This is a genomic window from Streptomyces sp. NPDC001373 (genome assembly GCF_042895815.1).
Taxonomy (GTDB): domain Bacteria; phylum Actinomycetota; class Actinomycetes; order Streptomycetales; family Streptomycetaceae; genus Streptomyces.
The window spans coordinates 931,523-943,808 of the sequence record NZ_JBIAWQ010000001.1 but is presented as its reverse complement, the minus strand read 5'-3'; the positions used below and the strand labels follow the sequence as shown (position 1 = coordinate 943,808).

Sequence of the window (12,286 nt, the reverse complement as noted above, 5' to 3'; positions counted from 1 at the left end):
TTGGCAAAATCCGGTTACCCACGGGTACCCAAAGGCCCCGGGGCGGCATACGCTCACCGCCATGACGGACTCGAAGGCTGCTGCCGCCCCCCTCCGCTCCGCGCCCCGGCCCACCAACCCGGTCGCCCCGGCCCCGGCGGGCGCCCGCACCGCGGCCGACGTGGTGACGCCCGCCCTGATCGCCCGCCTGACCCGCGGAGTCACCGGATCCGGCAGCACCGCCAACCACACCCCCTTCACCGGGGAGAAACTGGCGGACCTCCCCGAGGCCGGCCCCGAGGACGTGGCCGCCGCCTTCGCGAAGGCCCGCGCCGCCCAGCCCGGCTGGGCCGCCGTCCCCGTACGGCAGCGCGCCGCCGTCCTGCTGCGCTTCCACGACCTGGTCCTCGCCCGCCAGTCCGAGGTCCTCGACCTCATCCAGCTGGAGACCGGCAAGGCCCGCCTGCACGCCCACGAAGAGGTCCAGGCCGTCGCCGTCGCCGCCCGCCACTACGGCCGCAAGGCCCCCTCGTACCTGCGCCCCAAGGGCCACACGGGCGCCATGCCCACCCTCACCAAGGTCACCGAGCTGCGCCAGCCGCGCGGTGTCGTCGGCCAGATCGCCCCCTGGAACTACCCCCTCGAACTCTCCGTGGGCGACGCCCTGCCCGCCTTCGTCTCGGGCAACGCCGTCGTCATGAAGCCCGACACCGAGACCGCGCTGACCGCCCTGTGGGCCCGCGACCTGCTCATCGAGGCCGGGCTGCCCGCCGAGGTCTTCCAGGTCGTCCTCGGCGAGGGCCCCGTCGTCGGCCCCGAGGTGGTCCGCCACGCCGACTACGTCTCCTTCACCGGCTCCACCCGCACCGGCCGCGAGGTCGCCCAGGGCGCCGCCGCCCGCCTCGTCGGGGTCTCCCTCGAACTCGGCGGCAAGAACGCCATGCTCGTCCTGCACGACGCCGACGTGGAGAAGGCCGCCGCCGGAGCCGTCCGCGCCTGCTTCTCCTCCGCCGGACAGCTGTGCATCTCCATCGAGCGGCTCTACGTCCACGCCTCCATCGCCGACGCCTTCCTGGAGCGCTTCGCCGCCCGCACCAAGGCCATGCGGCTCGGCAGCTCCCTCGCCTACGGCGCCGACATGGGCTCGCTCGTCGGCGAACGCCAGCTGGAGAACGTCCGGCGGCACGTGGACGAGGCCGTCGCCAAGGGCGCCACCCTCGTCGCCGGCGGCACGGCCCGGCCCGACATCGGCCCGCTCTTCTACGAGCCCACCATCCTCGACGGCGTCGAGGCCCCCATGGCCGTCTGCGCCGAGGAGACCTTCGGCCCGGTCGTCTCGGTCTACCGGTTCACCGACGAGGACGAGGCCGTCGCCCAGGCCAACGCCACCGCCTACGGCCTCAACTCCAGCGTCTGGACCAAGGACGCCCGCCGCGGCCACGCCGTCGCCGCCCGGCTGCGCACCGGCACCGTCAACATCAACGACGGCTACGCCCCCGCCTACGGCAGCGCCCAGGCCCCCATGGGCGGCATGAAGGACTCCGGGCTCGGCCGCCGGCACGGCTCCGAGGGCATCCTCAAGTACACCGAGGCCCAGACCGTGGCCCACCAGCGGCTGCTGCCGATGGCGCCCTCGCTGGGCATGGACGACGCGAAGTACGCCGAGTTCATGACCCGCAGCCTCAAGGTCCTCAAGGCGCTCCGCTTCCGCTAGACGGCCGGGCCGTCCAGCGCCGCCGCACCAGCACCCCAGGGCAACAGGCACGAACCGACCGCCGGGAGGCACCGCTCAGTGTCGTACGACCACGCATACGACTACGACGTCATCGTCATCGGATCGGGCTTCGGAGGGTCGGTCTCGGCGCTGCGGCTCACCGAGAAGGGCTACCGGGTCGGCGTCCTGGAGGCAGGACGCCGCTTCACCCGCGAGAGCCTGCCCCGCAACAGCTGGGACCTGCGCAACTACCTGTGGGCACCCGCCCTCGGGCTGTACGGGATCCAGCGCATCCACCTGCTCGGCAACGTGATGGTGCTCGCGGGCGCCGGCGTGGGCGGCGGCTCCCTCAACTACGCCAACACCCTCTACGTGCCGCCCGCCGCCTTCTTCGAGGACCGGCAGTGGGCCTCCATCACCGACTGGCACGCGGAACTCGCCCCGTACTACGAGCAGGCCAGGCGGATGCTCGGCGTACGGCTCAACCCGACGATGACCCCCTCCGACGTCCACCTCAAGGCGGCCGCCGAGAGGATGGGCGTCGGCGACACCTTCCACATGGCCCCCGTCGGCGTCTTCTTCGGCGACGGTGAGGACGCCGACGGCCGCCGGAAGGCCCGCCCCGGCCAGGAGGTCCCCGACCCCTACTTCGGCGGCGCCGGACCCGCCCGCAGGGCCTGCACCGAGTGCGGCGAGTGCATGACCGGCTGCCGGCACGGAGCGAAGAACACCCTGGGCGAGAACTACCTGCACCTGGCCGAACGGGCGGGCGCCGTCATCCACCCCATGACCACCGTCACCGCGCTCGCCGAGCACCCCGACGGCGGCTACCGGGTCCGCACGGTCCCCACCGACCACCGCCGCTCCGGCCGCGCCAGGGTGCTGCGCGCCCGCTACGTGGTCGTCGCGGCGGGTACGTACGGCACCCAGACCCTGCTGCACACCATGAAGGACCGCGGCGAACTGCCCCGCATCTCCGACCGGCTCGGCGACCTGACCCGCACCAACTCCGAGGGCCTGGTCGGCGCCCAGACCGACGACCGCCGTTACCGCAGGCGCCACCCCGGCGCGGCCCGGGCGGACTTCACCCGGGGCGTGGCGATCACCTCGTCCGTGCATCCCAACGCCGACACCCACATCGAGCCCGTCCGCTACGGCAAGGGCTCGAACGCCATGGGCCTCCTGACCGTCCTCCAGGTGCCCCACAGCGCCCACCGGGTACGGGCCTGGCTCGCGCGCACCGCCCGCCACCCCGTGCAGCTGGCGCGGTCCCTGTCGAACCGGCGCTGGTCGGAGCGGACCATCATCGGCCTGGTCATGCAGTCGCTGGACAACTCGCTGACCACCTACCGCAGGCCCGGCGGCCTCGGGAAGGGCCTGCTGACGGCCCGCCAGGGCCACGGCGCCCCCAACCCCGTGCAGATCGCGGAGGCCACCGAGGCCGCGACCCTCCTGGCCGAGGAGATCAACGGCTTCCCCGGCAGCAACGTCGGCGAGCTGATGGGCACCCCGCTGACGGCGCACTTCCTCGGAGGCTGCCCGATCGGCGCCACGCCCGAGGAGGGTGTCGTCGACCCCTACCACCGGCTGTACGGGCACCCGGGCATCTCGGTGGTCGACGGCTCGGCGGTCTCCGCCAACCTCGGGGTCAACCCGTCCCTGACCATCACGGCCCAGGCCGAGCGGGCGATGTCGTACTGGCCGAACAAGGGCGAGGCGGACCCGCGGCCCGCGCAGGGGGAGGCGTACGAGCGCCTCGCGGCGGTGGAACCGGTCCGTCCGGCCGTCCCGGAGGAGGCCTTCGGGGCACTGCGGCTGCCCTTCCTCACCGTCCCGGAGATCCCCCCGAGACAACCGGAAGCGAAGGGCTGAGCTCCTGAACCGACCGCGGCGGGTACCGCGCTCCCCCTCCGAGCGCGGTACCCGCCGCAGTACAGAAGTGACAGGCGGTCGCCGGAAAAGGTTGTACCGGAATGCTTCGGGTGGAGCTGTGGTGTCGGTCACATGGTCATTCGTGCAACCGAGTCGGGCGTCCGGGGGTCACACGGGGCATGAGACAGCGCATCTCCCTGCTGGCCGCGTGCGGCCTGGCGGCCGCGGGACTCGTCACCCTCCCGGCCGCCGCGGCCAACGCCGCGGAACCCGTCTTCCGCCTGGCCGGACCGCCCGGTGTCCTCCTTCCGCTCCACCCCGCGACGGGATCCCCGAATCCGGTGGCGCTGAACTACCGGCTGGAGGCCCCGGCCGGGACCGGCGCCTTCGACGGGGAGTTCACCCTCACCGTCGACCTCTCCCGGCTCAACGGCGCGGCGACCGTCCAGGAGAGCCCGGGCACGGCCGCGAAGAAGTGCGTCCCCGCCGGCAGCACGCTCGTCTGCAAGCAGCAGGGCCTGCGCCCCGGCGTCCCGGCCGGCGTGGACCTGGAGGTCACCACCGCGAAGGACGCCCCCAACGGGCGGGTCGGGGTGATCCAGGTGACCGGTAAGGCCGCGGGCGCCACCGTCACCCCCGCCGCCACCGGGCTCCAGGTCGGTGGACCCGACCTCGTCATGGGGGAGATGAAGCTCAAGACGGACCTGAAGCCGGGCGAGAACCAGTCCCTCCCCCTCACCTTCAGCAACCGCGGCACCCAGCCGGCCAAGGGCATCGTCCTGGAACTGGAGGCCAGCCACGGCCTGGAGCTCCCGGAGCGGTACGACAACTGCACCTACCGCACCACCCGCACCGCGACCACCGCCGTCTGCACCGTCGAGGGCGACTTCGAGGCCAATGCCTCCTACGAGCTGGCCGGCGACAGCCCGCTGCACCTCAAGGCCGGCGCGAACGCCCTGAACGAACGGTTCGCCTACGGCGTCCACCCGGCGCCCGCCCCGCAGAAGGTCCAGGCCGACTCCGGCACGACCGGTGCGGACACGTCGAAGACCGGCGACGCGGCGGGCAAGGCGCCGAAGCGGAAGCTGGCCGCCCGCAAGGCGGCGCTCGCCCCGCTCGCCGAGCACGGCCCGGACCTCAACCCGGCCGACAACAAGCACGAGGCCGTCCTCACCGTCCAGAACACCGCGGACTTCGAGGCCGAGCCCCTGACGGTCAAGGGCGCCGCCGGCACCACCGCCAAGGGCGTCGTCGCCATCCGCAACAACGGCCCGGCCTGGATCGCCGGCAAGGGCGACGGCCCCGCGGCCGTCGTCGAGGTGGAGCTCCCCAAGGGTCTCAAGGCCGTCACCGTGCCCGCCGCCTGCCGCCCCGCGGGCGAGGCCCACTACCTCTGCGCCACCGCGCACACCGTGCTGGAGAGCGAGAACGTCGAGTTCCCGTTCGAGCTGAAGGTCGAGACGGCGGTCAAGGACGCCAAGGGCGCCATCCGCGTCGGCGCGCCCGGCCCGAAGGGCGAGCCGCAGCGGCAGTCCTTCGACCCGATCCTGGCCAACGACATCGCCCTCGTCGTGGTGAACCCGACGTCCACCGGCCCCGGCCCGAGCCCCTCCGGCTCCCCGTCGCCCAGCGCCTCCGCGAGCGCCTCGGCCTCCCCGAGCCCCTCGGCGGGCGGCGGCACCACCGCGAACGGCGGCAAGAGCGGCGGCCCGCTGGCCTCCACCGGCAGCCAGGCCGGCCTGGTCGGCCTCGGCGCGGCCGGGCTGCTGGCCGTCGGCGGCGCGCTGTACCTGTCCTTCCGGCGCAAGCCCGCGCGCGCGTAACGGCGCACCCGCGCACACAGCGGAACGGCCGGCCCGGGGCGTCCCCCGGGCCGGCCGTTCTTCTGGGGTGACCGGGCCGCTGTCCCCTGCCGTCCGGTCACGCGCAGGAGCGGGGTCCCACGACGTACGCCGTCGGGCGTCACGTCCCACCGCTCCGCCGAGCCCTGCGTGATGGTGCGCTCCCGCACCTGGCCGGCGCGGACACCCCCCTCAACGAAGGCCTCCGGGGCCGGTCACGGTCCGGACGGGTGACGAACGGGCGCCCGTGCGGTCAGACGCGGCCCCGGCACAGCTCCAGCAGGGTCATGGCGAGCGCGGTCCCGGGCTTGCCGAGGGCGTCGCTCCAGTGCGACAGCACCTCCATCTCCCGAGAGAGGTGCACGCGCCGCCCGCCCGCCCCGATCCGGGCCTGCTGGATCACGGACGAGACGGCCATCCGCTCCTGGATCAGCCCGATGATCCGGTCGTCGAGGGCGTCGATGCGCTCGCGGGAGTCGGTGATCAGCTGCTCGGGGGTGGCGGCGGTGGTGGTGACGGTGCTCATGGGGTTTCTCCTGTGGTCGTGGCCGACAGGAGCGGAAACGCAGAGCGCCCCGGTCCAGTCGGACCGGGGCGCTCTGGGAAGTCAGCGGCTCAAGCGAGCATCACGATGACCCATGGCGACCGGACCGGCCGGTGCCATAGGTAAAGAGGAAGCTCAGCTGCTTGCGCATGGTGTGGATTATGTCCCCCCGCCCGCCTCCCGGCCAACCGGGCCCGGATGCTGAGACGCGCCCCGTCGTGACGTGGGCCTAGGATGGTGCGACAAAGAGGCGGCCGGCGCCACCGGTAGAATCGACAAAACAGCCACCTCTTCCGCCGGAAGGCCGTCCCGTGCCAGAAGCACCCTCCGCCGCCCACGACAGCGCCCCGGACACGGTCCTCGTCGTCGACTTCGGCGCGCAGTACGCCCAGCTCATCGCCCGCCGTGTCCGTGAGGCCCGCGTCTACAGCGAGATCGTGCCCAGCACGATGCCCGTGGCCGAGATGCTCGCCAAGGACCCCAAGGCGATCATCCTCTCCGGCGGCCCGTCCTCCGTGTACGAGGAGGGCGCCCCGCGCCTGGACGACGGCCGCGCCCTGTTCGAGTCCGGCGTCCCCGTCTTCGGCATGTGCTACGGCTTCCAGCTGATGGCGACCACCCTCGGCGGCACCGTCGACAACACCGGTGCCCGCGAGTACGGCCGCACCCCGCTGTCCGTCTCCAAGCCCGGCTCGACCCTGTTCGAGGGCACCCCCGAGCACCAGTCGGTGTGGATGTCCCACGGCGACGCCTGCTCCGCCGCCCCCGAGGGCTTCACCGTCACCGCGTCGACGAACGTCGTCCCGGTCGCGGCCTTCGAGAACGACGAGAAGAAGCTGTACGGCGTGCAGTACCACCCCGAGGTGATGCACTCCACGCACGGCCAGCAGGTCCTGGAGCACTTCCTCTACCGGGGCGCGGGCCTGGAGCCCACCTGGACCACCGGCAACATCGTCGAGGAGCAGATCGCGGCGATCCGCGAGCAGGTCGGCGACAAGCGCGCCATCTGCGGCCTGTCCGGCGGCGTGGACTCCGCGGTGGCCGCGGCCCTCGTCCAGAAGGCCATCGGCTCCCAGCTGACCTGCGTGTACGTCGACCACGGCCTGATGCGCAAGGGCGAGACCGAGCAGGTCGAGAAGGACTTCGTCGCGGCCACCGGCGTCCAGCTGAAGGTCGTCGACGCGCAGGAGCGCTTCCTGAACGCGCTGGCCGGCGTCTCCGACCCGGAGACCAAGCGCAAGATCATCGGCCGCGAGTTCATCCGCGTCTTCGAGCAGGCCCAGCTGGAGATCCTCCAGGAGGACGGCCCGGCGGTCTCCTTCCTGGTCCAGGGCACCCTCTACCCGGACGTCGTGGAGTCCGGCGGCGGCACCGGCACCGCCAACATCAAGTCCCACCACAACGTGGGCGGCCTCCCCGACGACATCGAGTTCGAGCTCGTCGAGCCGCTGCGCCAGCTGTTCAAGGACGAGGTCCGGATGGTCGGCCAGGAGCTCGGCCTGCCCGAGGAGATCGTCCAGCGGCAGCCCTTCCCCGGCCCCGGCCTCGGCATCCGCATCGTCGGCGAGGTCACCAAGGAGCGCCTGGACCTGCTGCGCGAGGCCGACGCCATCGCCCGCCACGAGCTGACCGCCGCCGGCCTGGACCGGGAGATCTGGCAGTGCCCGGTCGTCCTGCTCGCCGACGTCCGCAGCGTGGGCGTCCAGGGTGACGGCCGCACCTACGGCCACCCGATCGTGCTGCGCCCGGTCTCGTCCGAGGACGCCATGACGGCCGACTGGACCCGGATGCCGTACGAGGTGCTGGCCCGGATCTCGACCCGCATCACCAACGAGGTCAAGGACGTCAACCGCGTGGTCCTGGACTGCACGAGCAAGCCCCCGGGCACCATCGAGTGGGAGTAGGGTCACCCCTCCCCCGAGCCCGACGCGAAGCCGCCGTTCCCCTTCCCGGGGAGCGGCGGCTTCGCCGTTTCCCCTCCGCGGCTCCCCGCCTCTGGCCTCTTGGCGGCCGCACCGGTACCTTGCGCGGCGACCGGCCCGACCAGGAGGAGGGACGCGCCCATGCCCGAGCAGCCCCCGCCCGTGCCGGTGGACCGGCTGGCGTTCGAGATGCCGCCCGTGCACGAGGACCCGGCCGAAGAGCGCACGTACCGCAGGGAGCGGCTCGCCGGCGCGCTGCGGCTGCTGGGCCGGCTGGGATACGAGGACGGGGTCGCGGGGCACGTCACCGCCCGCGACCCGGAGTTCGAGGACTGCTACTGGGTCAACCCCTTCGGGCGGGCCTTCGCAGGCCTGGGCCCCGAGGACCTGCTGCTGGTCGACGGGGACGGGAGGGTGGTCCGGGGCGGGCGGCGGGTGAACCAGCTGGCCTTCGCCGTGCACGCGGCGGTGCACCGGGCGCGGCCCGGGGTGGTGTCCGTGGTCCGCACGCAGGCCCCGTACGGGCGGGCGCTGGCCAGCCTCGGGGAGCTGCTGGCCCCGGTCAGCCAGGAGGCCTGCTGCTTCTACGAGGACCACGCCCTGATGGACGAGTACGCGGGGGCGGAGGACCCGGCGCGGGTCGCGCGGGCGCTGGGCCCCCACAAGGCGCTGGTCCTGCGCAACCGCGGACTGCTGACGGTCGGCGGGTCGGTGGACGCGGCGGTGTGGTGGTTCGTCGCGGCGGAGCGGGCGGCGCAGGTGCAGCTGATCGCACGGGCGGCCGGGAAGCCGGTGCTCATCGACCACCACGGCGCGGTCGCCACGCGGGAGCGGTTCGGGGGCGACCTGGCCGCCTGGGCGAGCTACCAGCCGCTGTGGCAGACGGTCGCGGGCGGTGGCGGGCCGCTGACGTCAACATCATGAACCGTTAATCACCTGCTCTGACATCGTGCGCAATCCGGAGCACTGCCGCAGTGGTGCACAATTCGCTGGCATTGCACCGTAGTTCAGAGAGGCGGCACGCACGTGGCTGTCCAAGAGATGTCCCGGAGTACCCATACCGCCGTCTGCGCCTGCGACGACTGCGCGCGGGAGGGGCACCGGCGCGCGGTCGCCGCGTTCCTGGAGAAGCGCGACGAGTTCGCCGCCGGACAAGGGGTGCCGCCAGCCGTGGCCCACTCCCTCGGCGCCTCCCGCCAGTGGGTCTCCGACGAACTGACCCTGTCCGCCCGTACGGCCGCCGAACGCGGCCGGGAGGCCGGGAACTCCTGGCTGTACCTGTTCTCCCGGCGGGCCGTCCTCGCGCTGTGGATCGCCGCCGGGACGCTGCTGCTGGTGCAGGTCGGCACCGCCCTCGGCACCGGCTGGTCCACCGCACGCACCGCCGGGCTGCTGGCCGCGCTGGTGCTGGCCGGGCTGCTCACGGCCGCGGCCCGGGCGCAGTCGCTGCGGGGCGGGCTGCTGGCCCCGCTGGTCGGCGAGGACAACCGGCTGTCCACCTCCAAGGCGGTGCCGAGCGCCTGGGTGGTACTGACGGCGTTCGCGGCGCTGCTGCCCGCGCTGCGGCTGGCCGCCTCCTCACCGGGGCCGGAACGCGACGCCCTGTACCAGGGGTTCGCGCTGGGGCGGGCGCTGCCGCTGCTGGCGGTGGTCGCGCTGACGTCGGGGGTCGCGGTGCTGGTGCGCCGGGTGGTCTCCGTACGGATCATGGGGCAGCGGTTGCAGAAGCTGCCGGCGGACCGGCCGCGCGGGGTGGACCTGCTGACGGGCGACGACGGCCGCGGGAGCTTCCCGGACGCGCAGTACGTCCTCGTCTCGACGGTGGTGCTGGCCTACGCCGCGGTGTCCCTGGCCCGGTTCCCCGACCGGCTGCCGCAGCTGCCGTGGGCGCTGGCCCTGCTGGTGGCGCTGTCGGCGGCGGTCTACCTGGCGGCGAAGTACGCCGAGGGGAGCCGTCCGCTGGTGTTGTCGGTGGTCCGCCGACGCGAGCCGGGGGACATCGACGCGGCGGTACGCCCCGGCGACGACATCGAGATCCGGGGCGTCGGCTTCGTCCCGCCGGGGGCGCAGACGCCGGAGATGCTCGCCCGGCTGGTGGTGCGGGTCGGCACGGTCCACGTGCACGTTCCGCTGGTCCCGGTGGCCGGCGGGTTCGTTAACCCCTCGGACACGGTGCTGACGGTGCCGGTGCCCGCCGAGGTGGAGCCGGGCCGCGTCGACGTCCAGGTGGTGACCGCCGCCGGGGTGGAATCCAACCGTTGCGTCATCGACGTGGCCGAATGAAGCGGGTAGACATGGCCGCGTGAACCGAACTGACGTCCCCTCCGGTGTGCGGTCCACACCGTGGAGAGAACTCGCCTCCCGCCACGCACTGCTCCCGCTGCGGATCTTCCTCGGCGTGACCTTCGTCTACGCGGGCCTCGACAAACTGACCACCCCGGGCTTCTTCGCCACCGAGGGCTCCGCCTCGATCGGCGAGCAGATGCGCGGCGTGCGCGACACCGCCGCGATCCCCGCCCTGGTGGACCTCGCCCTGAAGGCTCCCGCCGGCTTCGGCTACGCCATCGCCCTCGGCGAGCTCCTCGTCGGCCTGGGCGTCCTCGCCGGGCTGCTGACCCGGATCGCGGCCGCGGGCGGCGCGCTGATCTCGCTGAGCCTGTGGCTCACGGTCTCCTGGGCCGTGACCCCGTACTACTACGGCAACGACCTGGTGTACCTGGTGGCCTGGCTCCCGCTGGTGCTCGCCGGGGCGTCCTACTGGTCCCTCGACGCGCTGATCCGGTCGCGCCGGTCGCGCCGTACCGCGTAGGTCACCAGCCCGACCAGGGCGGCCAGGACCAGTCCGCCGACCGCCATCGGCACCACCAGGAACCACGGCAGGTCGGTCTTCCCGGCCGCGTCGAGCAGGTACAGCACGCCCGCCGCGGTCAGCACCAGGCCGGCCAGCAGCCTTCCCGGCTGGAACTCATGACGCCGCACGGGCCACCTCCACCTGTCCCACACCCGCGTCCAGGTGCAGCTCGATCGTCCCGCCGGCCTCGGTGCCGGCGGCGGGGGGCAGGGTCGCCCGCCTGTTCTCGCCACCGCTCTTGATCCGCACGGAGCGGTCCCCGGGGAGCTGGATGTCGCCGAGGCGGACCGAGGCGTCGGCCTCGGCGGTGACCTCCCGGGGGACGACCACCTTCAGCCGGCCCGCCTCGATGGAGGCCCGGACGGACACGGTGGCGCCCTTCGGCACGTCCAGGCGGCTCAGGTCGAGCGTGGCCAGGCCCGTCCCGGAGGAGTAGCGGGGCGCGACGTCGGCCACCGCCGCCGGGCGCCAGTCGACGTTGTGCCAGTCGGTGCTCACCTCGCGCGGCAGGGCGGTCGCCGCCGCGAGCAGCCCGGCGGTGATCAGGCCGAGCAGGATGGTGCCGAAGCCCGTACGGCCCTTGAGGGAGCTGACGGCCAGGCCCAGCCCGAAGACGGCCAGCGCGCAGGCCAGGCCGACCTGGAGGGCGTGTCCCAACGGGCTGCCGTGCCACACCGCGGCGGTCCCGAGGCCGCCCGCCAGCACGGCCAGGACGAACACCCGGCCGCCGATCCCGCCGCGCCCCCGTCCGTACGCGTCCGCGGGCTTCGGCTTCGCCGGGGCCCCGCCGGGCGCCGCGCCCGGCCGCTCGTCGACGCTGTCGTCGGGACCCCACAGGTAGCCGGAGGAGCCGACCGGGCCCGTCGTCCCGTCCTTCACCAGCGGATCGCGCCACCAGGACGGACTGCTCGGCACGGGCGGCGCCTGGGTCTCCGGCGGCGCCGGACGGTGCGCCCCCGCCGCCTCCGCCTCGGGGACGGCGGCCCGGCGGTGGCGCCGGGACCAGTACGCGGCCCCGCCCAGGGCCAGGACGACCAGGACGGAGAAGCCGCCCATCACCCCGTTGTCGAGCATCGACAGGAACAGCGCGCACCCCACCAGGGCGCTGAACACCGCGGCCAGGGTGGCCCCTTCGACCCGGCCGGTCAGGAGCTTGCGGCCCTCGCTGTCCTCCTCGCCCTCCAGGGGCAGCAGCAGCCAGGCGAAGCCGTAGAAGACCAGGCCGACGCCGCCGGTGACGGCGAGTACCCCGAGCACGATCCGGAACACCACCGGATCCAGGTCGAAATACCGGCCCAGGCCGCCGCAGACGCCCGCGAGGACCTTGTCGCGCCTGCTGCGGCGCAGGGGCGGCCGCTCGGCGGCGGCCGGTTCCGCGGGATCATCCCCCGGAACGCGTCCCGGAGTACCCCCGGGCGGGGCGTCGTGTACGTCGGTCATGGCTCCATGGTGACGGCCCGCCCGGCCGCCCGGCACCGGGCCCGACCCTGGCGCAACCCTGATATCCCCCCGACGGAACTGGGGGGATGCCCTGATGCCGCTCCGCGCCCGTCCGTGTGACCC

Annotated in this window: 10 protein-coding genes; 7 read left to right on the top strand and 3 right to left on the bottom strand. The window is 73.7% G+C overall.

Annotated features, from left to right (window positions below):
* The first annotated feature begins 61 nt into the window (after positions 1-61).
* The 3 genes from ACFY15_RS04590 to ACFY15_RS04580 all read left to right on the top strand — a co-directional run bounded on the left by ACFY15_RS04590 (position 62) and on the right by ACFY15_RS04580 (position 5,388).
* Positions 62-1,693 (top strand): succinic semialdehyde dehydrogenase, encoded by a 1,632-nt coding sequence (locus ACFY15_RS04590; protein WP_390687654.1) that lies wholly within the window; start codon positions 62-64, stop codon positions 1,691-1,693.
* A gap of 78 nt (positions 1,694-1,771) precedes the next feature.
* Positions 1,772-3,565 carry a GMC oxidoreductase gene (locus ACFY15_RS04585; protein ID WP_390825000.1) on the top strand — a complete coding sequence of 598 codons (1,794 nt, stop codon included), beginning with the start codon at positions 1,772-1,774 and terminating at the stop codon, positions 3,563-3,565.
* A 179-nt stretch (positions 3,566-3,744) separates the two neighbouring features.
* The gene (locus ACFY15_RS04580) at positions 3,745-5,388 is read left to right on the top strand and encodes a hypothetical protein (RefSeq protein ID WP_390824999.1); all 1,644 of its coding nucleotides are present in this window, start codon (positions 3,745-3,747) and stop codon (positions 5,386-5,388) included.
* 271 nt (positions 5,389-5,659) lie between these two features.
* On the opposite strand, the gene ACFY15_RS04575 is transcribed toward ACFY15_RS04580, so the two are convergent.
* Positions 5,660-5,932: a chorismate mutase gene (locus ACFY15_RS04575; protein ID WP_390687657.1), complete on the bottom strand. Its 273-nt coding sequence runs from the start codon at positions 5,930-5,932 to the stop codon at positions 5,660-5,662.
* Positions 5,933-6,261: 329 nt separating this feature from the next.
* Here ACFY15_RS04575 and guaA point away from each other — a divergent pair, with 329 nt between their 5' ends.
* From guaA to ACFY15_RS04555, 4 genes are all read left to right on the top strand, one after another.
* Positions 6,262-7,854 carry a glutamine-hydrolyzing GMP synthase gene (guaA, locus tag ACFY15_RS04570; RefSeq protein WP_390687658.1) on the top strand — a complete coding sequence of 531 codons (1,593 nt, stop codon included), beginning with the start codon at positions 6,262-6,264 and terminating at the stop codon, positions 7,852-7,854.
* A 99-nt stretch (positions 7,855-7,953) separates the two neighbouring features.
* Positions 7,954-8,796 (top strand): class II aldolase/adducin family protein, encoded by an 843-nt coding sequence (locus ACFY15_RS04565; RefSeq protein ID WP_390824997.1) that lies wholly within the window; start codon positions 7,954-7,956, stop codon positions 8,794-8,796.
* 117 nt (positions 8,797-8,913) lie between these two features.
* On the top strand, positions 8,914-10,155 hold the full coding sequence (locus ACFY15_RS04560; protein ID WP_390825047.1) for a hypothetical protein: 1,242 nt from the start codon (positions 8,914-8,916) through the stop codon (positions 10,153-10,155).
* A 19-nt stretch (positions 10,156-10,174) separates the two neighbouring features.
* Positions 10,175-10,681, top strand: a complete 507-nt coding sequence (locus ACFY15_RS04555; RefSeq protein WP_390824996.1) for a DoxX family protein — start codon at positions 10,175-10,177, stop codon at positions 10,679-10,681.
* On the opposite strand, the gene ACFY15_RS04550 is transcribed toward ACFY15_RS04555, so the two are convergent.
* A complete protein-coding gene (locus ACFY15_RS04550) occupies positions 10,627-10,851 on the bottom strand; it encodes a hypothetical protein (protein WP_042813099.1) in 225 nt (74 codons plus the stop codon). The genes ACFY15_RS04555 and ACFY15_RS04550 overlap by 55 nt on opposite strands.
* A complete protein-coding gene (locus ACFY15_RS04545; protein WP_390687664.1) occupies positions 10,838-12,163 on the bottom strand; it encodes a PspC domain-containing protein in 1,326 nt (441 codons plus the stop codon). The genes ACFY15_RS04550 and ACFY15_RS04545 overlap by 14 nt, the downstream gene beginning before the upstream one ends.
* Between the last annotated feature and the right edge of the window lie 123 nt (positions 12,164-12,286).